The sequence below is a fragment of the Streptomyces sp. NPDC107581 genome (assembly GCF_055657175.1).
The window spans coordinates 180,336-201,515 of record NZ_JBVKBH010000008.1; the positions used below are offsets into that span (position 1 = coordinate 180,336).

The window sequence follows — 21,180 nt, forward strand, 5'->3', positions numbered from 1 at the left end:
ACACGGACGTACGCAGCAGGGCCTTCTCACCACTCTGGGAGTTCGCCGCACTATGGCCACGCGCCACGACATCCGCAACGTCGCCATCGTCGCTCACGTCGACCACGGCAAGACCACCATCGTCGACGGCATGCTGAAGCAGGCCGGCGCGTTCGCCGCCCACCAGCTCGAAGGCGTCGACGACCGCATGATGGACTCGAACGACCTGGAGCGTGAGAAGGGCATCACGATCCTCGCCAAGAACACGGCGGTGAAGTATCACCCCAAGGACGGCGGTGATGTCATCACCATCAACATCATCGACACCCCCGGCCACGCCGACTTCGGCGGTGAGGTCGAGCGCGGTCTGTCGATGGTCGACGGCGTGGTGCTCCTCGTCGACGCCTCCGAGGGCCCGCTTCCGCAGACCCGCTTCGTGCTGCGCAAGGCGCTCCAGCAGCGCCTGCCCGTCATCCTGTGCATCAACAAGACGGACCGCCCGGACTCCCGGATCGACGAGGTCGTCAACGAGACCTACGACCTCTTCCTCGACCTGGACGCGGACGAGGAGCAGATCGAGTTCCCGATCGTCTACGCGTGCGGCCGTGACGGCATCGCGTCGCTGACCAAGCCGGACAACGGCACGGTCCCGGCCGACAGCGACAGCCTGGAGCCGTTCTTCTCCACGATCCTGGAGCACATCCCGGCCCCGATCTACGACGAGGAAGCCCCGCTCCAGGCCCACGTCACCAACCTGGACGCCGACAACTTCCTCGGCCGTATCGCGCTGCTCCGCGTCGAGCAGGGCGAGCTGCGCAAGGGCCAGACGGTGGCCTGGATCAAGCGCGACGGGTCGGTCAGCAACGTGCGCATCAGCGAGCTGATGATGACCGAGGCCCTCACCCGCAAGCCGGCCGAGAAGGCCGGCCCGGGCGACATCTGCGCCGTCGCCGGTATCGCGGACATCATGATCGGCGAGACCCTCGCCGACCCCGAGAACCCGGTCCCGCTGCCGCTGATCACGGTCGACGAGCCCGCGATCTCCATGACCATCGGCACCAACACCTCGCCGCTGGTCGGCCGTGGCGGCACCGGCAAGGGCGCCGACAACAAGGCGGCCGTCAAGGACCGCAAGGTCACCGCCCGCCAGGTCAAGGACCGCCTCGACCGCGAGCTGATCGGTAACGTCAGCCTCCGGGTCCTGGACACCGAGCGCCCCGACGCCTGGGAGGTGCAGGGCCGCGGTGAGCTGGCGCTGGCCATCCTGGTCGAGCAGATGCGCCGCGAGGGCTTCGAGCTGACCATCGGCAAGCCGCAGGTCGTCACGAAGGACGTCGACGGCAAGACGTACGAGCCGGTCGAGCGCATGACGATCGACGTGCCCGAGGAGCACATGGGTTCCGTCACGCAGCTCATGGGCGTCCGCAAGGGCCGGATGGACAACATGTCCAACCACGGCTCGGGCTGGGTCCGCATGGAGTTCGTGGTGCCGTCCCGTGGCCTGATCGGCTTCCGCACCGAGTTCCTGACCCAGACCCGCGGCACCGGTATCGGCCACTCGATCCACGAGGGCTTCGAGCCTTGGTTCGGCACCCTGCAGACCCGTAACAACGGCTCGCTGGTCGCCGACCGCTCCGGTGCCGTCACCGCCTTCGCGATGACGAACCTCCAGGAGCGCGGTGTGCTCTTCACGGAGCCGGGCACCGAGGTGTACGAGGGCATGATCGTCGGCGAGAACTCCCGCTCCGACGACATGGACGTCAACATCACCAAGGAGAAGAAGCTCACGAACATGCGGTCCTCGTCGGCCGACTCGTTCGAGGCGATCGTGCCGCCGCGCAAGCTCTCGCTGGAGCAGTCGCTGGAGTTCTGCCGCGACGACGAGTGCGTCGAGGTGACCCCGGAGGCCGTTCGCATCCGCAAGGTGAACCTGGACGCCCGCGAGCGCGCCCGCGCCGCGAGCCGCGCCAAGCACGGCTGATCCGGAAGGCCGGCGCCGGTCCCATAACACGGCCGGACTCGGCCCCATAGCACTCCACTTGAGCCCGGGTGCCCCCAGCATGGGGGTGCCCGGGCTTTGTGCAACCCATTTTTCCGCGGCTTGTGTCCGAAATGCGGAGATCCTCGACCGATACCCATGTAACACGTCCGTTTCGCGGCCTTCACCCGGCGAACAGTTTGTCCAGTTTTTGGAAGTTGTTCGCTCCAGCTGTGACTGAATTGAGATTTAAAGACAGTGGTCGCCACCTGGCTCATGGCAGATAGTTAGCCGCGTAGCGCTCGGGTCAATGGGTCTCGCGCTGTGGGGACAGCGCCGACTCACGAGCACCAGGGGGTGTCTGACCCTCCGTCAGGGGTGTCGGAGGGAAGACGGAAACCCTCTTCCGTCGGTGAACGCGTGAAGTCATGAGGAGGAACCCCCATGTGCGGCGTCACAAGCACCAGATGGGTCCGTTCGTCACTTCCAGCGGTGTGATTCGGCCGTAGAACTACGCGCGTCCGGCTGCGGTTACGCGCGTTCTCGGAGTACCCGGAAACCTCTCACACCCATATCTGTGAAACGGACAAACCGTGACAAGTCCTATCGACATCGAGGGCGGCGGGACGTCGGTCGTCGTCGACGGCGAACCAGGGCCCCCGACGCAGACCGAGGCCAAGAAGCTCCAGGGGCGGTCCCCCGGCCAGCTGATGTGGATCCGCTTCAAGCGCGACCGGACCGGCGTCATCTGCGCGATCGTGGTCATCGGCTACTTCGTCGTGGCCCTGCTGGCACCACTGCTCGTGAAGCTGCCGGGCACCGATCCGTACACGCTGTACGGCCAGGATCCCACCTACGCCGACAAGCCCGTGCTCGATCAATTCGGGCTGCCGCTCGGCTACTTGGGCGGCGTCTCGGGCGACCACTGGTTCGGCGTCGAGCCGCAGTACGGGCGTGACCTCTACGCCATGCTGCTGTACGGGATGCGGACCTCGCTGTACATGGCGCTCGGCATCACCGTCCTGGTCATGGTCACGGGTGTCGTGGTCGGCCTGATCGGCGGCTACTTCGGCGGTCGTACGGACTACTGGATCGGCCGGGCCACCGACTTCTTCCTCTCCTTTCCGCAACAGCTGTTCTTCATCGCCTTCATGCCCGTCGTGACCTCCTTCTTCGTGAACCCGCGCGAGGAGACCCCGACGTACTTCCGCGCCCTGGCCATGCTGATCGTGCTGTGGCTGCTGGGCTGGATGGGCATGGCCCGGCTCGTCCGTTCCACCGTACTGTCGCTGCGGGAAAGGGAGTTCGTAGAGGCGGCCAAGGTCTCCGGCGCCTCGCCCTGGCGGATCGTGCGCAAGGAGATCCTGCCCAACGTCGTGACCCCGATCCTGGTGCAGTTCACATACACCCTGCCCAGCACCATCCTCAGCATCGCCTTCCTCTCCTTCGCGGGCGTCGGGTTCGTCGAGCCGACGCCCGACTGGGGACGCCTCTTCGCGGCCGGTGCCCGCTACGCCGAGCAGGATCCGGCGTTCATGTTCTTCCCCGGAGTGGCACTGGTGATCTTCGTCCTGTGCTTCAACCTCCTCGGGGACTCCGTACGGGATGCGTTCGACCCCAAGTCCGGGCGATAGGCCGTCCGTTGGGTGGGGGGTGGCTGCCGCCCCCGCCGGCCCCCGGGGCCGGCGCCCGGCAGAACTCACGGATAACAACACCGACAGGTAGGTGGATTCGCCACATGTTGTCTCACAGCTCACGCAGAGCGCGCGCCGTCGTGATAGCCCTCGCGGCCGGCTCCCTGGTCCTGACGGCGGCCTGCTCGAAGAACACGGGCGGGAAGTCCGGCACGGACTCCAAGAAGGACCAGAAGCAGGCGGCGGTCCAGTCGAAGGCGGTCACCTACGCCGACGCCGCCGGGTCGACCGGCCCCGCCAAGGACGTCCCCGGCGCCAGGAACGGCGGCACGGTCACGGTCTACCAGGAGGCCGGCCTCTCCCACCTGGACCCGGGCCAGATCTACGTCTCCGACGCCGGCCAGGTCGCCAACCTGCTCTTCCGCCGTCTGACCCAGTTCCAGGAGGACGACAAGGGCAACGTCACGGTCGTCGGCGACCTCGCCACCGACTCCGGCAAGTCCTCCGACGGCGGGAAGACCTGGACCTTCACGCTGAAGGACGGGATCAAGGACCAGAACGGCAACGCCATCACCTCGGCCGACGTCCGGCACAGCATCGAGCGCCTGTACGCGAAGTTCATCTTCGACGGCCCGACCTATCTGCAGACCTGGCTGAGCGGCGCCGACTACCGCAAGGCGCTGCCCGGCGGCGGCTTCGACGGCAAGCACCTGCCGGCCAAGGTGCTGGACACCCCCGACGACAAGACGATCGTCTTCCACTTCGACACACCGCGTCAGGACCTGCCGCAGACGCTCGCCATGGCCGGTTACGCCATCGTCCCGGCGAAGACCGACACCAAGGAGAAGTACGAGAAGAACCCGGTCGCCACCGGCCCGTACAAGATCGCCGAGAACAAGGCCGGCAAGCTGCTGAAGCTGGTGAAGAACACCAACTGGGACCCGAAGAGCGACTCCGTGCGTCACCAGTACCTCGACGGCTTCAACATCCAGTTCGGCGTCACCGAGTCGACCCAGACCAAGCGGCTGATCGCCGACGAGGGCGACAACAAGAACGCCATCCAGCTCACCGGCGGCGTCGAGGCCACCCAGATCCAGGACGTCATCAACAACCCCGAGGCCAGCAAGCGCACGGTCAAGGGCTACCAGCCCTACGTCATGGAGCTGACCTTCAACCTCGACCGGGTCAAGGACCTCAAGGTCCGCAAGGCCGTCGCCTACGCGGTCAACTCCAAGTCCCTCATCGCCGGCGAGGGCGGTGTCTACGGCGGTGACGTCGCCCCGAACTACTTCGCCCCGACCCTGCCCGGCTACGAGCCGACCTACGACCCCTACGGCCGGCTGAAGAGCCCGCAGGGCAACATCGCCAAGGCCCAGGAGATCCTCAAGGGCGTCCCGGCGTCCGAGAAGAAGATCGTCTTCGCCTACGCCAACAGCGAGAACGGCCAGAAGCGCAAGGTCGCCATCGAGGACGCGCTCACCAAGGTCGGCTTCAACGTGGTCTCCAAGGAGGTCGACGCCGCGAGCTACTACGAGCAGATCGGCAAGCTCAACAACCCGTACGACATGTACATCAGCGGCTGGGGCCAGGACTGGCCGTCCCCGGCCACGGTCGTCACGCCGATCTACGACGGCTCGCAGGTCTTCGACGGCTCGGCGAACTACTCGCACGTGAAGGACCCGAAGGTCGACGCCCTCATCAAGCAGGCGCTGACCGAGCAGCCGGCCGAGGCCGCCAAGACCTGGAAGGACGCGGAGCACTACCTGCTGGAGAACGTCGTCCCGGCGGCTCCGCTCTGGTACACGAAGCAGTTCCAGATCTCCGGTTCCAACGTGGGCGGTGCCCGCTACGGCTCGGTGTCCAGCCTCATCGACATCACCCGGCTGTACCTGAAGTCGTGACCCACGGCTGACGGCGGGGGGCACGCACCAGGCGGGCGTGCCCCCGCGTCCGGGCCGTGCGCCAGGGCCGTGCGTCCGGGGCGTGCGTCCGGGCCGTGTGTCCGGGGCGTGCGTCCGGGCCGTGTGTCCGGGGCGTGCGTCCGGGCCGTGTGTCCGGGGCGTGCGTCCGGGCCTCGCGTGTCCGGCCGTGTGTCCGGGCCTCGTGTCCAGGCCATTCGTCCGGCCGTGTGTCCGGGCTCGTGTCCGAGCGAAACCTCCCCATCGTCCGACCAGAGAGCAGCCAGCCCGCCATGCTTCAGTTCATCATCCGGCGCACGGTCGGCGCCTTCATCACGCTCTTCCTCATCGGGGCGGCGACGTTCTTCCTGTTCGTGGCCGCCCCCTCCGACTACGCGTCCCTGGCCTGCGGCAAGGACTGTTCGCCCCAGCGGCTGGCGGACATCCGCGATGCACTGGGCCTCAACCTGCCCCTGGCCCAGCAGTTCTGGGACTTCATGTCCGGCATCGTGACGGGCCGCGACTTCCCGACCGGTCACTGCTCGGCACCCTGCCTGGGCGTGTCGTTCTACTCGGGGGACATGGTCTGGAGCACCATCATGGACCGGTTCCCGCTGACCCTCACGCTGACCATCGGGGGTGCGATCGTCTTCCTGATCCTCGGCATCGGCTCGGGCATGATCGCCGCCTACCGGCGCGGGACGATGGTGGACAAGGTCGCGACGGGCGCGTCCATGGTGCTGAGTTCCTTCCAGATCTACTTCCTCGGCCCGGTCGTACTGACCGTCCTCGTCTACAGCACGGGCTGGATGGAGGACCCGAAGTACGTCCCCATCACCCAGGACCCGGTCGGCTGGTTCGTCGGCATGTCGATCCCGGTCTGCGTGATGGCGACCATCTTCACCGCGCAGTACACCCGTATGGCCCGCTCCTCGATGATCGAGCAGCTGGCCGAGGACCATGTACGCACCGCCCGCGCCAAGGGCATGTCACGCAAGTACGTCTTCTTCCGCTACGCCTGGCGCGGCTCGCTCATCCCGATCGTCACCGTCTTCGGCATCGACCTCAGCTCCATGCTGGGCGGTGCCGTCGTCACCGAACTGACCTTCTCCCTGCAGGGAATCGGCCGGCTGGCCGTGGACGGCGCGGTCAACAAGGACCTGCCGCTGACGATGGGCGTCATGCTCTTCGGCGCCTTCTTCATCCTGATCCTGAACATCCTGACCGACATCACCTACGCGTGGATCGACCCGCGCATCCGGCTCTCCTAGGAAGAACCACATTGTGACCACCATGACCAAGGCCACGGGCGAACCGGCCCCGGCCGGGCCGGACGGTTTCCTGTCGGTTCGCGACCTGCAGGTGACGTTCTCCACGGAGGACGGCCCGGTCAAGGCCGTCGACGGACTCTCCTTCGACCTGCACCGCGGGAAGACCCTCGGAATCGTCGGCGAATCGGGCTCCGGCAAGTCGGTCACCAACCTGACGATCCTGGGGCTGCACGACCCGATGTTCACCACGGTCGACGGCGAGATCCTGTTCGACGGCAAGGAACTCATCACCGCCACCGAGAAGGAGATGGAGAGGCTCCGCGGCAACCGGGTGGCGATGATCTTCCAGGATCCGCTGACCGCGCTGTCGCCCTTCTACACGGTCGGCCGGCAGATCGCCGAGCCCTACATGAAGCACCGGGGCGTCTCCAAGAAGGCGGCCTGGGAACGCGCGGTGGAGATGCTCGCCAAGGTCGGCATCCCCAACCCCGGCCAGCGGGCCCGGGACTATCCGCACCAGTTCTCCGGCGGTATGCGGCAGCGCGCGATGATCGCCATGGCGCTGGTGTGCAACCCGGACCTCCTGATCGCCGACGAGCCGACCACGGCGCTGGACGTGACCGTGCAGGCGCAGATCCTCGACCTGCTCAAGGACCTCCAGCAGGAATTCGGCTCGGCGATCGTCTTCATCACCCACGACCTCGGTGTCATCGCCGACATGGCCGACGACATCATGGTGATGTACGCGGGGCGCGCGGTGGAGCGCGGCACGGTCGACGAGGTGCTCAGATCCCCGCAACACCCGTACACCTGGGGCCTGCTGAACTCGATGCCCCGGCTGGACTCCGACCTCGGCACCCCGCTCTCGCCCATTCCGGGCGCCCCGCCGAGCCTGCTCACCCCGCCGTCCGGCTGCCGCTTCCACCCCCGGTGCACCTTTCCGGGGCGGGTCGGCGGCAACCGCTGTGCCACCGAGCGTCCGCTGCTGGCACCGGACCGCTCCTCCGCGTGTCATCTGACGGCGGAGCAGAAGCGGACCATCTTCGCAGAAGAGATCAGGCCCCGACTGGGCTAGGAGGACACCCGTATGAAAGAGGACCTGGTCCTCCCCACCACCCGTGAGGCCACCGAGAGCACGGCGCCCGAGCCGCTGCTGGAGGTCGCGGGCCTGACCAAGTACTTCCCGGTCAAGGGCGGCTTCCCGATCCGCCGTACGGTCGGGCACGTCCAGGCCGTCGACGGGATCGACCTGACCGTGCACGTCGGCGAGAGCTTCGGCCTGGTCGGCGAGTCGGGCTGCGGAAAGTCGACCACGGGCCGGCTGATCACACGGCTGCTGGAGCCGACCGACGGCAGGATCACCTACCGCGGCCGGGACATCGGCCACGCCACCCGCAGGCAGCTGGCGCCGATCCGCTCCGAGATCCAGATGATCTTCCAGGATCCGTACTCGTCCCTGAACCCGCGCCAGACGGTCGGAAAGATCATCTCCGGTCCGATGGAGATCAACGACATCAACCCGGCCGGCGGCCGGGAGAAGCGCGTGCGCGAACTGCTGGAGATCGTCGGCCTCAACCCCGAGCACTTCAACCGGTTCCCGCACGAGTTCTCCGGCGGTCAGCGCCAGCGCATCGGCGTGGCCCGCGCGCTGGCCCTGGAGCCGAAGCTGATCGTCGCCGACGAGCCGGTCTCCGCGCTCGACGTCTCCATCCAGGCGCAGGTCGTGAACCTCCTGCAGCAGGTGCAGCGGGAACTCGGCATCGCGTTCCTGTTCATCGCCCACGACCTGGCCGTCGTGCGGCACTTCTCGCAGCGCGTCGCCGTCATGTACCTCGGCAAGATCATCGAGGTGGGCGATCGCGAGTCCATCTACATCCGCCCGCGCCACCCCTACACCCATGCCCTGCTGTCCGCGGTCCCCGAGGTGAACCTCACGGACGACGAGGCGCCCCAGCACGAGCGCATCCGGCTGGCCGGCGACGTCCCGTCCCCGATCGACCCGCCCTCGGGCTGCCGCTTCCGCACCCGCTGCTGGAAGGCCCAGGACAGGTGCGCGAGCGAGGAGCCGCCGCTCGTGCGGATCTCCGGCAACCGTGCGGGCCACCTGACGGCGTGCCACTTCCCGGAGGAGCCCACGACCGAGGGCCGGGACGAGGACATCGTGCTGGATCCGGCGCTGGCGGCGCTGGAGGAGTCCTCGGAGGCGGCGTCCTCGGGGGAGGCGGCCTCGGGGGAGTAGGCCTCAGGCCCGCCGGGCCACCGTGATGATCTCCGGGCCGGCGGGGGTGAACGGCCCCCGCCCCCAGTCCCCGTACTGTTCCACGACGACCAGGCCGGCCTCGGCGAGGAAGCGGGAGAGGGCCTCGGTGCCCAGGAAGCGCAGGGTCGCCGTGCTGACCCTGGGCCGGTCCCAGCCCTCGCCCTCGAAGGTCTCGGTGAAGGTCACCCGGTCCCCGACGGGAGCGCCCTGGACCTCGTGCCGGACGCGTACGGCGGTACCGTCCGGGCGCGTCACCTCGTGCACCCGGTCCGGCGTCCAGCGCTCCCACGGCCGGGCGGCCGGATTCCGCGTCTCGAAGACGAACCGCCCACCGGGTGCCAGCGCCTCCCGCACGGCACTCAGACAGATGCGCAACTCCTCGTCCGCGAGCAGCACTTGGAAAGCGTGTCCGGTCATGACGACGAGGTCGAACTCCGGCGCCCACAGCCGTGAGCGCAGATCCCCGAGCACCCACTCCACGCCCGGCTCGGCGCGCCGCGCCTGAACGAGCATGGCGGCCGCCGGATCGAGCCCCACCAGCCGCCCCTGATGCCCCTCGGCCCGCGCCTGCCGCAGCAGCTGCCCGGTACCGCAGCCGACGTCCAGCACGCGGGGGGCGGACCTCACCAGCTCCAGATAGAAGTCATCACCCGGGCCCCAGGGATTGAGGCTGTCGTAGAGCGAGGCGAGCGAGAGATCGGCGAACGAGTGATCTACCACCGCGGCAGTGTGACACACGATGTTGAACGGTGCGTCAGGAACGGGTGCACTTCATGAACGACTTTCATCTTCCCGTGACTTGAGGGTGCGTCACCCGCCCGTCGCACCCAGTCCCGCGATGAGGAGCCCGACCAGCCGGCGTGCGTCGTAGCGGGGGTCGCTCTCGGCGCCCACGCAGAGGTTGCCCACGCCGCGCATGAGCTCGTAGGCCTCCGGGCCGGAGCGGATCTCGCCGGCCGCGGCCGCGGCTTCGAGCAGCCGGGCGCACACGGGCACGAGGCGGTCCAGGAAGTAGGTGTGCAGCGCCTCGAAGCCCGCGTTGTCGGACTGCAGCACGGCGGCGAGTCCGTGCTTGGTGACCAGGAAGTCGACGAACAGGCTGATCCACTGCTCCAGCGCCGCGAAGGGGGTCGCGCTGCTCGCCAGCAGGGCCGGGCCGGCCTCGGCGCAGGCGTCGACCTGGTGGCGGTAGACGGCGATGATGAGGTCCGCCCGGGTCGGGAAGTGGCGGTAGATGGTGCCCACTCCGACACCGGCCTCGGCCGCGATGTCCCGTACCGGCGCGTCCACGCCCGCCGTGACGAAGAGCGCGGCGGCCGCGTCGAGCAGGTTCTCCTTGTTGCGCCGGGCGTCCGCCCGCTTGGAGGGGGGTGCGCTCCCCGGGTCCTTGCCGCCGTCGTTCACCGCGCCACTCCCTTCGCCGCCGGGGCCGCATAACCGGGACGGCGTTCCGCTCCGTCGTAACGGAATGAAGTTCCGTTTGCTCATCATGCCAGAGCGGGGACCCGGCACCAAGTGGTGGCGGGTCACCGCCATGCCTGATCACCGCGGATCACCGCAGGCGACCGAGCAGCCTCGGCCGATGCGGTGGACGGGCTGCTCCGGGCTCTGCTGCCCGGCGAGACCGCCCTCTCCGCTGCACGGAGGGGAACGGCGCCTGCGCCTGTCCCAGCTGCGCGGTGACGCCGTCGACAAGGACTCTCACCCCACCTGCTTCCGCATCCAGTGCGTCAGCAAGCTCTCCTGCCCCGATGCCACCGTGGCGTCGAGCAGCGAGGAAGCGGGGAAGAGGGGAAGCTCAGGTGATCGACGCGGAACCGCTGCCCGTGCGGGTCCCGGTCGCCGGCGAACTTCGGGCCCAGGCCGGTTGGCGGGCACGCGCGGACCTGTCGGCCTGCCGCGGAATCGTGTGCGCCACCTGAGGCCGCCTCCCACGAGAAGGGCCCGCACATACAGAGATGTGCGGGCCCTCGTTCCCCTGGATCGGACACTCATGGGCTCGGGTCAATGGGCCGGTGAAAGTCCGCTCCTGAAGGGGGCGGCTGACGGAAAGGGGTGTGTCAGGCCGCCGCCTCGGGGTCCTTGGAGAGACGCGGGCCCGGAACGGTCTCCGCGGTCTCGGGGTAGTGGCAGGCGGTCAGGTGGCCGGGCTTGTTGCCCTCGACCTGGACCAGCGGCGGGGCCTCCGTCGCGCACTTCTCCGTCGCCTTCCAGCAGCGGGTGCGGAAGCGGCAGCCGGAGGGCGGGTTGATCGGGGAGGGCACGTCGCCGACCAGGCGGATGCGCTCGCGCGGCTCCTCGTCCACCGTGGCCTCGGGCACGGCGGAGAGCAGGGCCCGGGTGTAGGGGTGGCGCGGGTTGTCGTACAGGTCCTCGCGGTCGGCGATCTCGACGATCTTGCCGAGGTACATGACCGCGACGCGCTGCGAGAAGTGCCGGACGATCGCGAGGTCGTGGGCGATGAACACGAACGCGATGCCGAGTTCCCGCTGGACCTTCTGGAGCAGGTTGACGACCTGGGCCTGGATGGAGACGTCGAGCGCGGAGACCGGCTCGTCGGCGACGATCAGCTTCGGCTCCAGGGCGAGCGCGCGGGCCACGCCGATGCGCTGGCGCTGGCCGCCGGAGAACTCGTGCGGGAACCGGTTGAAGTGCTCGGGGTTCAGACCGACGATCTCCAGCAGTTCCCGGACCCGGTTCTCGCGGCCGCCGGGCGGGTTGATGCCGTTGATCTCCATCGGACCGGAGACGATCTTGCCCACCGTCTGCCGCGGGTTCAGCGAGGCGTACGGGTCCTGGAAGATCATCTGGATCTCGGAGCGGATGGGCGCCAGCTGGCTGCGGCCCGCGTGCGTGATGTCCTGGCCCCGGTAGGTGATCTTGCCGCCGGTCGGCTCCAGCAGCCGTGTGATCAGCCGGCCCGTGGTCGACTTTCCGCAGCCGGACTCACCGACGAGGCCGAGGCTCTCGCCCTCGGACACCTGGAAGTCCAGGCCGTCCACGGCCTGCACCGCGCCGACGGTGCGCCGGATCGGGAAGCCGCCCTTGATCGGGAAGTGCTTGGTCAGCCCCGAGACGTCCAGGAGGGGGGTTGTGTTGCTCATGGTCGTGAAGTCCCGTCTCGTGTCCGTCAGTTGTGCCGGGTTGCGGCGTAGTCGGCGAAGAGTTCCTGCTTCTGCTCCTGGGTGAGGTGGCAGGCGGAGCCGCGGCCCTCGACGACCTCAAGGGTCGGCCGCGTGCTGGAGCACAGCCCGTCGGACACCTTCTCCGCGAAGGTGCAGCGCGGGTGGAAGCGGCAGCCGGACGGCGGGTTGAGCAGCGAGGGCGGCGAGCCGGGGATCGGCGTCAGCGGCACGTCCACCGGCCCGTTCAGGCTCGGCATCGAGTTCAGCAGGCCGACGGTGTAGGGGTGGTCCGGAGTGCGGAGCACCTCCTGCTTGGTGCCCCGCTCCACGCACCGGCCGCCGTACATCACCAGGACGTCGTCCGCGATGTCGGCGATGACGCCGAGGTCGTGCGTGATGAAGATGATCGCGGTGCCGAACTCCTGCTGGAGGTCCTTGAGCAGGTCCATGATCTGGGCCTGCACCGTCACGTCGAGGGCCGTGGTCGGCTCGTCCGCGATCAGCAGCTCGGGGTCGCAGACCAGCGCCATCGCGATCATGGCGCGCTGGCGCATACCGCCGGAGAACTGGTGCGGGTAGTCGTCCACCCGCATGTCCGGCTGCGGGATGCCGACTCGCCGCAGCATCTCGATCGAGCGCTTGCGGGCCTCGGCCTTGGAGGCGCCCGTGTGCTTGCGGTAGGTCTCGCCGATCTGTGCGCCGATGGTGTGGTACGGCGACAGGGAGGCCAGCGCGTCCTGGAAGATCATGGCCATCTTGTTGCCGCGCAGCCGCTCCAGCTCCCTTTCGGAGGCGGTGAGCAGCTCCTTGCCGTCCAGCAGGATCTCGCCCTCGATGGCGGTGTGGGCGCGGTCGTGCAGGCCCAGGATCGTCAGGTTGGTGACGGACTTGCCGGAGCCCGACTCGCCCACGATGCCGAGGGTCTGCCCCTTGGCCAGGTCGAAGCTTAGACCGTCGACGGCCTTGACGACTCCGTCCTCGGTGGAGAAGTGGACCTTTAGGTCCTTGATGGAGAGGAACGGCTGCTGATCGGTGCTCGTCACGGGGACGCTCCTGGGGTGATGCGAGGGGTAGGGGGTGGGGCGGAGGTCAGGCGAGCCGGATCCGCGGGTCGATGACGGCGTAGACGGCGTCCACGATGATGTTGAAGATCACGATCGCGCCGGCGGACAGCAAGGTGACGCCGAGCAGCATGGGAAGGTCGCTCTGGTCCACGGACTTCAGCGCGAGCCGGCCGATGCCCTGGAGGCTGAAAACGGACTCGGTGATGATCGCGCCGCCGATGAGCGTGGCGAGGTCGATGCCGAAGATCGTGACGATCGGACCCATCGCGCCGCGCCAGGCGAACCGGAAGAACACCTTGCGCCGGGAGAGTCCCTTGGCCCGCGCGGTACGGACGTAGTCCTCAGTGAGCGTCTCGACCAGCTGGGAACGCGACATACGCGTGTAGTTGGCGGTCCAGATCAGGGCCAGCACCAGCCACGGCAGGAGCAGGCCGGAGGCCCACTGGACGGGATCCTCGGTGATGGGGGTGTACGACGGGTTGTCCAGGATGTCGAGCTTCGCGACCAGGAAGTACATCGCGATGTAGCCGACGAAGTAGATCTGCAGCGAGGAGGCGATGAGCGAGCCCGAGCTTGCGAGCTTGTCCTGCCACTTGCCCTGCTTGACCGCCGCGAGCATGCCCGCGCCGACGCCGAAGATGAGGAAGACCACGGCCGAGCCGAAGGCGAGCGAGAGGGTCAGCGGGAGCCGGTTCATGATCGTGCCGAGGACGGGCTCACGGTTGGCGAACGAGTACCCGAGGCAGGGGGCGCTGCAGTTGCCGAAGTCGCCGTAGCTGCGCCCGACGAAGATGCCCTTGAGCCAGTACCAGTACTGGACCGGGACCGGGTGGTCGATGCCCAGGTTGTGCCGGACCTGCTTGAGCATGTCGGGCGTGCAGTTCTTGCCGCAGGACATCGTGGCGGGGTCACGCGGGATGGCGTAGAAGAGCCAGAAGGTGACGGCGCTGATGATCAACAGAATGACCAGCGCGCCGAGAACTCGGCGGACAAGGAAGCGGAGCATGGGGCGTGACTTTCCGGACGGGGCGCCGTCGCCGGGGGTAGGGGGGTGGGCCGTAGGGGGCGGCCAGGTCGTGGCCGCCCCCGGAGGATCTAGCGCGCTTACTTCATCGCGTAGAGCTTGCAGAGCGCGACGCAGGTGTTGCCGGCGTCGTACACGACGTTGCCGACCTTGGAGCCGTGCATCCAGTTGCGGATGGAGTGGTAGTCCGGGACCACCGGCGCCAGCTCCATGATCTGGCGGTCGATGGCGCCCCAGGCCTTGTTGGCGGCGTCGACGTCGGCGATCTTGGCGGCCGCGTCGATCGCCTTGTTCACGCTCGGGTCGTTCAGCTGCGCGTAGTTGCTGCGGCCGTCACCGATGTTCTTGCCGCTCCAGCAGGGGTAGAAGACGGAGTAGCCGTTCGGCCAGTCCGGGCTCCAGCCGGCCGCGAACAGGTCGAAGTCGTTGTCGATCTTGCCGATCTGCGTGTAGAAGGTCGTCTTGTCGACCTGCTTGTTGACGACCTGGAAGCCGGCAGCCTCCAGGGAGTTCTTGATCTGGACGGCCTGCTTCACCGCGTTGTCGGACTGCTGGTAGGCGATGACCAGCTTCTGGCCGACCTTGCCGGCCTCCTTCAGCAGCGCCTTGGCCGCGGCCGGGTCGCCACCGGGCTTCTTGTCCGTGCCGTAGAGGTCGAACTTCTGGTAGCCGGGCGTGACCGGGCTCAGGATCGTGGTGGCCAGCTCGCTGGTGGAGGCGCCACCGCGGATGGTCTGCAGCTGCTGGTGCGGCCAGGCCAGGTTGATGGCCTTGCGGACCTTGACGTCCTTGATGCGGGTCATGTTGATCGGCCAGTAGTACGTGACCGTGTCGACCTGGGTGAGGACGCGCTTCTTCAGCGCGGCGTTGGTCATGACCTGTGCGACGCGCTCGGGCGCGACCTCGTTGAAGATCGACATCGCGTACTGGTCGTTGCCCTTGTCCGCGACATAGCGGTCGGTGGAGGCGACGAGCTCGAAGCCGAACTGGAAGATGTACTGGTCCGGGTAGGCGTTGCGGATCGCGTCCGTCTTCGGGTCCCAGTGGTCGTTGCGCACGTAGGTCAGCGACTTGCCGATGTCACGGCTGCCGATCTTGTACGGACCGAGCGCGAACGGGCGCTTGTCGTACTTCTCCTTGGTGTCGTGCTTCTTGTTGACCAGGCTGTAGCCCGCCATGGCCAGCGTGTAGTTGAAGTCGGTGCGCGGCTCGGTGAGGTGGAAGGTGATGGTCTTCCCGGAGACCTCGAGCGAGGAGAGGTGCTTGCCGTCGTACGGGCCCTTGTACTTGTCGCCGCCGACCAGCCACTGCTGGACGTAGCGCGGACCCTCGGTCACGAAGGAGGCGAAGAGGCGCTCGAAGGTGTGGCGGAGGTCGTCCGAGGAGAAGTCGGAACCGTCCTCCCACTTGATGCCGTCCTTGATCGTGAACGACCAGGTCTTGCCGCCGTCCTTCATGGTGCCGGCGTCGGTGGCGACGTCGCCGACGAGCGTGCAGCCGCCCTTCTCGTCGATCTTGTAACCGGTCAGACCACGGAGGATCGGGCGGGTGATGGCCTGCTCGGTCGAGACGTAGATCTGCGCCGGGTCCAGGTGGTCCATGTCGAACTGGTCGAGCGAGTAGATCGTCCCGCCCTTGACCGCACCCGTGACCTCGGGGGCCGGACCCGCCGAGTCGGCCTTGGTGCCGACCGGGATGTTCATGGTCTTGGCCTTGCTCACCGACGGGACGTTCTTGTCGGTGGAGCTCTTGCCGCTGCTGCAAGCGCTCAGCACGGTCGTGGAGGCCGCGGCAACACCGGTGGCGATCAGGAAGTTTCTACGAGAAAAGGACATGCTGAGCCTGCCTGTAAGGGTCGATTCGGACGGTCTGCGCCAGCCGGACGCCATCGAGCCGGGCCGGTGGAAAGGAAGTGCTACCGCTTGGACTTGGGGTCGAGCGCGTCGCGCACGGAGTCGCCGAGCAGGTTGAAGGCGACGACGAAGATCACCATCGAGATGCCCGGGAAGAGCATGAAGGTGAGGTCCTGGGAGTAGAACTGCGAACCTCGGGCGATCATGACACCCCAGTCCGGGGTCGGGTCGATGATGCCTACGCCGAGGAAGGACAGACCGGCTTCGGTGGTGACGAGCGCCGGGAGCAACAGCGTGGACTGGATGATGATCGGTGTCCACAGGTTCGGCAGCAGTTCCTTGAACACGATGCGCATCGGGGATGCGCCCGTGACCTTGGCCGCTTCGACGAACTCGCGCTCGCGCAGGCCGAGGACCTGACCGCGCAGCAGACGCGCGATGGAGGCCCAGCCGAACGTGGTCAGCACCACGATCAGGGCGATGGCGCGCAGAGATGTCGGGATGTTGTCGTCGGGGGCGACGAAGAGTCCGTAGACGACCGGCATGAACGCGATGAAGAACAGCGTCGACGGGAACGACAGCAGGATGTCGATGACCCGGCCGACCAGGTAGTCGGTCTTGCCGCCCAGGTAGCCGGCCGTGATGCCGACGATGACGCCGACGACCACGGTCAGGATCGTGGCGGCCACGGCGAGGCCGAGCGACGTCCGGATGCCGTACAGCAGGAAGGTGAAGACGTCCCGGCCGAGCTGGGGCTCGATGCCGAACCAGAAGTCCGAACTCATGCCACCGTTCGGGCCCGCCGGGTAGGCGAAGGGGTCGAGCAGGCTCGGGTCCTGGCTCGCGTACGTGGTGTACGGGTCCTTGCCGTACAGCTTCGCTATGAGCGGTGCTGCTATCGCGATCACGAAGAAGAAGATCACGACGTAGGCGGATATAACGCCCGTCCGGTCGCGCTTGAAGCGCTTCCAGGCCAGCCGGCCCGGAGAGCGGTTCTCGCTCCCCTTCAAGTCGCCCGAAGTGGTCGACTTCGCAGCGGACTCGTCGGTCACCTCAAGCGGGGCAGCCGCAGATGGAGTTGGGGGGGTCATGGTGCTCCTGGCCCACGGGAGGGTCTGATGACTCCGCAGGGCGCTCCCCTACGGGCTACGCCGGACTTTTTCAACGCAATTCATTCAAGGTCAATAAATTCTCGACGCCCTTGGGTTTCTATTTACCTTCTTTGCTTGGACTTGACCATTCTGTAGCTACGCGGGTAGCACGCCGTAATCAATCCGTGCTTCACATCGGACCAATCGGACTATTCAGTCAAGGAGTTCGATATGCGGACGCTGGTGTGTCGAAATGCGTACATCGACCTGTCGTAATCCAACGTTTCGGCATCGTTGCGCGGAGATCCATTGCGCCGCGGCGGCAAGATCGTCGGGGTGCGCCCCGGAGGCTGCCTGCATTTGGCTGACGTGTCCCTCTAAAGGCCGCTCAATCGGACGGCGGGCATGCGGTATGTCTCCTTCCAGCCGATATTGACCGGTAATGGATCATTGGTCACGGAGGAGGCACGCCATGCGGGGAACCGCGTACGCCCGATGGGCCGCCGGCGCGGCGGCAGTGGCGCTCGTGGCCACCGGCTGCGGGGGTGGCGGCTCAGGCGGCGGGAACGACGCCGCCGTGCTCAGCTCCTCCTGGGGCGACCCGCAGAACCCGCTGGAACCGGCCAACACCAACGAGGTCCAGGGCGGCAAGGTCCTCGACATGGTCTTCCGGGGCCTGAAGCGCTACGACCCGAAGACCGGCCAGGCGAAGGACATGCTCGCCGCGAGCATCGACACCAAGGACTCGCAGAACTTCACCATCAAGATCAAGGACGGCTGGACCTTCTCCAACGGGGAGAAGGTGACCGCCAAGTCCTTCGTGGACGCCTGGAACTACGGGGCGAGCCTGAAGAACAACCAGAAGAACGCCTACTTCTTCGGTTACATCGACGGTTACGACAAGGTGCACCCCGCCGGCGGCTCGCAGAGCGCCGAGATCCTGTCCGGTCTGAAGATCGTGGACGACCACACCTTCACCGTCCACCTCAACCAGAAGTTCTCCAGCTTCCCGGACACCCTGGGCTACGCGGCCTTCGACCCGCTGCCCCGGTCCTTCTTCACCGACCACTCGGCCTGGCTGAGCAAGCCGGTCGGCAACGGGCCGTACACCATCGAGTCCTATACGAAGGGCTCGCAGATGTCCCTGAAGAAGTGGGACGGCTACCCCGGGGCCGACAAGGCCCTGAACGGCGGCGTGACCCTGAAGGTCTACACCGACAGCAACACCGCCTACACCGACCTGATGGCCGGCAACCTCGACCTCGCCGACGACATCCCCGCCTCGCAGCTGAAGAACGTCAAGAGCGACCTCGGCGACCGCTACATCAACACCCCGGCCGGCATCATCCAGACCCTCGCCTTCCCCTATTACGACAAGGCCTGGAACCAGCCGGGCTCGGAGAAGGTCCGCACGGGCCTGTCCATGGCGATCAACCGCAAGCAGATCACCGACACGATCTTCCGGCAGACCCGCACCCCGGCCACCGACTGGACCTCGCCGGTGCTCGGCCCGAAGGGCGGCTTCAAGGCCGGCCTGTGCGGCACCGCCTGCGACTACAACCCCGCCGAGGCCAAGCGGCTGATCAAGGAAGGGGGCGGGCTCCCCGGCGGACAGGTGAAGATCACGTACAACGCGGACACCGGCTCGCACCGGGAGTGGGTGGACGCGCTGTGCAACTCCGTCAACAACGCGCTCGGCAATGACAAGGCGTGCGTGGGGAACCCGGTGGGCACCTTCGCCGACTTCCGGAACCAGATCGGGCAGCACAAGATGAGCGGGCCGTTCCGGGCGGGCTGGCAGATGGACTACCCGCTCATCCAGAACTTCCTCCAGCCGCTCTACTACACCGACGCCTCCTCCAACGACGGCAAGTGGTCCGACAAGGACTTCGACAAGCTCGTCGACCAGGCCAACGCCGAGACGGACACCGCCAAGGCGGTCTCCACCTTCCAGCAGGCCGAGGGGGTGGTCCGCGACAACATGGCCGCCATCCCGCTCTGGTACCAGAACGGCAGCGCGGGCTACTCCCAGCGGCTGTCCGATGTGGCGCTCAACCCGTTCAGCGTCCCCGTCTACAACGAGATCAAGGTCAGCTGAGCCGCCATGGGACGCTACGTCGTCCGGCGACTGCTCCAGATGGTCCCGGTGTTCATCGGGGCCACGCTGCTGATCTTCCTGATGGTGAACGTGATGGGCGATCCCGTCGCGGGGCTGTGCGGCGAGCGGGCCTGCGATCCGGCGACGGCGGCGCAGCTGAAGAAGGAGTTCGGCCTCGACAAGCCGCTCTGGCAGCAGTACCTGACCTACATGGGGAACGTCTTCACCGGAGACTTCGGTACGGCGTTCAACGGTCAGCCGGTCACGGAGCTGATGTCCACGGCGTTCCCCGTCACCATCCGGCTGACCGTCGTCGCCATCCTCTTCGAGATCGTCATCGGGATCACGCTCGGCGTCCTGACCGGCCTCAGACGCGGGCGCCCCGTCGACACGGGAGTGCTCCTCGCCACCCTGGTCGTGATCTCCGTGCCCACCTTCGTCACCGGTCTGCTGCTCCAGCTGCTGCTCGGCGTCGAATGGGGCTGGATCAGGCCGTCCGTCTCCCCGGACGCCGCCTTCGGCGAGCTGATCGTGCCCGGCCTGGTCCTCGCCTCCGTCTCGCTCGCCTACGTCACCCGGCTGACCCGGACCTCCATCGCGGAGAACAGACGGTCCGACTACGTCCGTACGGCCATCGCCAAGGGCCTGCCCCGCCGGCGGGTCATCACCCGGCACCTGCTGCGCAACTCCCTCATCCCCGTGGTCACCTTCATCGGTGCCGACATCGGCGCGCTGATGGGCGGTGCGATCGTCACCGAGCGGATCTTCAACATCCACGGCGTCGGCTACCAGCTCTACCAGGGCATCGTGCGCCAGAACACCCAGACGGTGGTCGGCTTCGTGACCGTCCTGGTGCTGGTCTTCCTGGTCGCCAACCTGCTCGTGGACCTCCTGTACGCCGTACTCGACCCGAGGATCCGCTATGCCTGAGCAGCCGTACGAGTCAGGCCGGGCCATCGCCGGGACCGGGGCGGGCGGGGCGATGGACCTCGCGGCGAGCGAGGCGGCGACGCTGGAGCGGACGCCCGGCGGACCGCAGGGCACCGGACCGCAGGGCAGACCGCGCTCGCTGTGGTCCGACGCCTGGCGGGACCTGCGGCGCAACCCCGTCTTCCTCGTCTCCGCGCTCGTCATCCTCTTCCTGGTCTTCATCTCCCTGTGGCCCTCGGCGATCACCACCGGCAGCCCCCTCGTGTGCGACCTGTCCAAGGCCCAGGACGGGCCCGGGCCGGGGGCCCCCTTCGGCTACGACGGCCAGGGCTGCAACGTGTACACGCGGACCGTGTACGGCGCCCGTACCTCCGTCACGGTGGGCGTGTGCGCCACGCTCGGGGTCGCTCTCCTCGGGTCGGTGCTGGGCGGACTCGCGGGCTTCTTCGGCGGCGTCTGGGACTCGCTGCTGTCCCGGACCACCGACATCTTCTTCGCCATCCCGGTCCTCCTCGGCGGACTCGTCCTCCTCTCCGTGGTGACCAGTAATACGGTCTGGCCGGTCATCGGGTTCATGGTGCTGCTCGGCTGGCCGCAGATCTCCCGTATCGCGCGGGGCTCGGTCATCACCGCCAAGCAGAACGACTACGTGCAGGCGGCCCGTGCCCTCGGCGCCTCCAACTCCCGCATGCTGCTGCGGCACATCGCGCCCAACGCCGTGGCGCCCGTGATCGTCGTGGCGACCATCGCCCTCGGCACCTACATCGCCCTGGAGGCGACCCTGTCCTACCTCGGTGTGGGGCTGAAGCCGCCGAGCGTCTCCTGGGGCATCGACATCTCCGCCGCCTCCCCCTACATCCGCAACGCCCCGCACGCGCTGCTGTGGCCCTCCGGCGCGCTGGCGGTCACCGTCCTGGCGTTCATCATGCTCGGCGACGCGGTGCGCGACGCCCTCGACCCGAAGCTGAGGTGACG

The 21,180-nt window shown here is 67.5% G+C and carries 16 protein-coding genes; 9 read left to right on the forward strand and 7 right to left on the reverse strand.

The window, feature by feature from the left end; all coding sequences use genetic code 11:
• Positions 1-52: 52 nt before the first annotated feature.
• The 6 genes from typA to ACZ7P3_RS22220 all read left to right on the forward strand — a co-directional run bounded on the left by typA (position 53) and on the right by ACZ7P3_RS22220 (position 8,999).
• Positions 53-1,960 (forward strand): translational GTPase TypA, encoded by a 1,908-nt coding sequence (gene typA, locus ACZ7P3_RS22195; protein ID WP_472084205.1) that lies wholly within the window; start codon positions 53-55, stop codon positions 1,958-1,960.
• A gap of 590 nt (positions 1,961-2,550) precedes the next feature.
• Positions 2,551-3,591: an ABC transporter permease gene (locus tag ACZ7P3_RS22200; RefSeq protein WP_472084207.1), complete on the forward strand. Its 1,041-nt coding sequence runs from the start codon at positions 2,551-2,553 to the stop codon at positions 3,589-3,591.
• Positions 3,592-3,695: 104 nt separating this feature from the next.
• Positions 3,696-5,492, forward strand: coding sequence for an ABC transporter substrate-binding protein (locus ACZ7P3_RS22205; protein WP_472084209.1), 1,797 nt, complete (start codon positions 3,696-3,698; stop codon positions 5,490-5,492).
• Between the two features lie 290 nt (positions 5,493-5,782).
• Positions 5,783-6,760, forward strand: a complete 978-nt coding sequence (locus tag ACZ7P3_RS22210) for an ABC transporter permease (RefSeq protein WP_472084211.1) — start codon at positions 5,783-5,785, stop codon at positions 6,758-6,760.
• A 13-nt stretch (positions 6,761-6,773) separates the two neighbouring features.
• Complete coding sequence (locus ACZ7P3_RS22215) at positions 6,774-7,835, forward strand: ABC transporter ATP-binding protein (RefSeq protein ID WP_472084213.1); 1,062 nt, start codon at positions 6,774-6,776, stop codon at positions 7,833-7,835.
• A gap of 12 nt (positions 7,836-7,847) precedes the next feature.
• A complete protein-coding gene (locus ACZ7P3_RS22220) occupies positions 7,848-8,999 on the forward strand; it encodes an ABC transporter ATP-binding protein (protein ID WP_472084215.1) in 1,152 nt (383 codons plus the stop codon).
• A gap of 3 nt (positions 9,000-9,002) precedes the next feature.
• On the opposite strand, the gene ACZ7P3_RS22225 is transcribed toward ACZ7P3_RS22220, so the two are convergent.
• The 7 genes from ACZ7P3_RS22225 to ACZ7P3_RS22255 all read right to left on the reverse strand — a co-directional run bounded on the left by ACZ7P3_RS22225 (position 9,003) and on the right by ACZ7P3_RS22255 (position 17,138).
• On the reverse strand, positions 9,003-9,740 hold the full coding sequence (locus ACZ7P3_RS22225) for a class I SAM-dependent methyltransferase (protein WP_472084217.1): 738 nt from the start codon (positions 9,738-9,740) through the stop codon (positions 9,003-9,005).
• 90 nt (positions 9,741-9,830) lie between these two features.
• The gene (locus tag ACZ7P3_RS22230) at positions 9,831-10,424 is read right to left on the reverse strand and encodes a TetR/AcrR family transcriptional regulator (protein WP_472084219.1); all 594 of its coding nucleotides are present in this window, start codon (positions 10,422-10,424) and stop codon (positions 9,831-9,833) included.
• Between the two features lie 656 nt (positions 10,425-11,080).
• Positions 11,081-12,124, reverse strand: a complete 1,044-nt coding sequence (locus ACZ7P3_RS22235; RefSeq protein WP_472084221.1) for an ABC transporter ATP-binding protein — start codon at positions 12,122-12,124, stop codon at positions 11,081-11,083.
• Positions 12,125-12,150: 26 nt separating this feature from the next.
• Positions 12,151-13,188 (reverse strand): ABC transporter ATP-binding protein, encoded by a 1,038-nt coding sequence (locus ACZ7P3_RS22240; RefSeq protein ID WP_472084223.1) that lies wholly within the window; start codon positions 13,186-13,188, stop codon positions 12,151-12,153.
• 46 nt (positions 13,189-13,234) lie between these two features.
• Positions 13,235-14,215: an ABC transporter permease gene (locus tag ACZ7P3_RS22245; RefSeq protein ID WP_472084225.1), complete on the reverse strand. Its 981-nt coding sequence runs from the start codon at positions 14,213-14,215 to the stop codon at positions 13,235-13,237.
• A gap of 98 nt (positions 14,216-14,313) precedes the next feature.
• Positions 14,314-16,068, reverse strand: coding sequence for an ABC transporter substrate-binding protein (locus ACZ7P3_RS22250; protein ID WP_472084227.1), 1,755 nt, complete (start codon positions 16,066-16,068; stop codon positions 14,314-14,316).
• Between the two features lie 80 nt (positions 16,069-16,148).
• Positions 16,149-17,138: an ABC transporter permease gene (locus tag ACZ7P3_RS22255; RefSeq protein WP_472084229.1), complete on the reverse strand. Its 990-nt coding sequence runs from the start codon at positions 17,136-17,138 to the stop codon at positions 16,149-16,151.
• A gap of 511 nt (positions 17,139-17,649) precedes the next feature.
• Here ACZ7P3_RS22255 and ACZ7P3_RS22260 point away from each other — a divergent pair.
• From ACZ7P3_RS22260 to ACZ7P3_RS22270, 3 genes are read left to right on the forward strand one after another with little or no spacing between them, the layout of a single operon-like run.
• Complete coding sequence (locus ACZ7P3_RS22260; RefSeq protein ID WP_472084231.1) at positions 17,650-19,275, forward strand: peptide ABC transporter substrate-binding protein; 1,626 nt, start codon at positions 17,650-17,652, stop codon at positions 19,273-19,275.
• A gap of 6 nt (positions 19,276-19,281) precedes the next feature.
• Entirely contained in the window at positions 19,282-20,205 is a 924-nt protein-coding gene (locus ACZ7P3_RS22265; protein WP_472084233.1) for an ABC transporter permease, read from the forward strand.
• A complete protein-coding gene (locus ACZ7P3_RS22270; protein WP_472084235.1) occupies positions 20,198-21,178 on the forward strand; it encodes an ABC transporter permease in 981 nt (326 codons plus the stop codon). The genes ACZ7P3_RS22265 and ACZ7P3_RS22270 overlap by 8 nt, the downstream gene beginning before the upstream one ends.
• The last annotated feature ends 2 nt before the right edge of the window (positions 21,179-21,180 follow it).